Below are 364 nucleotides of genomic sequence, written 5' to 3'. Positions count from 1 at the left end.
GTCGGCATGGACCAGGCGGGTCAGGCGGTGGTGTTCATCGTAATGAAAGACGGTCTGGTTGCCGTTGCGGTCCTCTATCAGGGACAGGCGGCGTTTATCCCCCTGGACCTCAGCAAAGCTCAGTATCTGCTGGGCGCGGCGGTTAAACAGGCGCAGCTCGCCGTCGCGTTGCCCGTACAGCAGGTAATGGCCGGCATGCAGGTTGACTGAGAAGACGTTTTCCGTCGGGGTATGGAAGGTGTAAATCACCCCCTCGCCGTCGGTGAAATGAGTCTCCTCGCCGTCGCGGCGCAGGTGCTGCGACCAGTCATCGGCCCATTTGGGGCCGAACAGCCCGGCCAGGGCGGCGGTGGAGCGGTAAGTC

General features: G+C 62.9%; 1 protein-coding gene. It reads right to left on the bottom strand.

Annotation, left to right across the window (positions count from 1 at the left end; genetic code table 11):
• On the bottom strand, positions 1-364 hold a 364-nt coding region (locus tag ACGF49_RS25015), incomplete at both ends, for a DUF6531 domain-containing protein (RefSeq protein WP_387493459.1).

It is taken from the genome of Photorhabdus sp. RM96S (assembly GCF_042879335.1).
Classification (GTDB): domain Bacteria; phylum Pseudomonadota; class Gammaproteobacteria; order Enterobacterales; family Enterobacteriaceae; genus Photorhabdus; species Photorhabdus kayaii.
The sequence above is the reverse complement of the archived record's forward strand: the minus strand, read 5'-3'. Positions and strand labels throughout refer to the sequence as shown.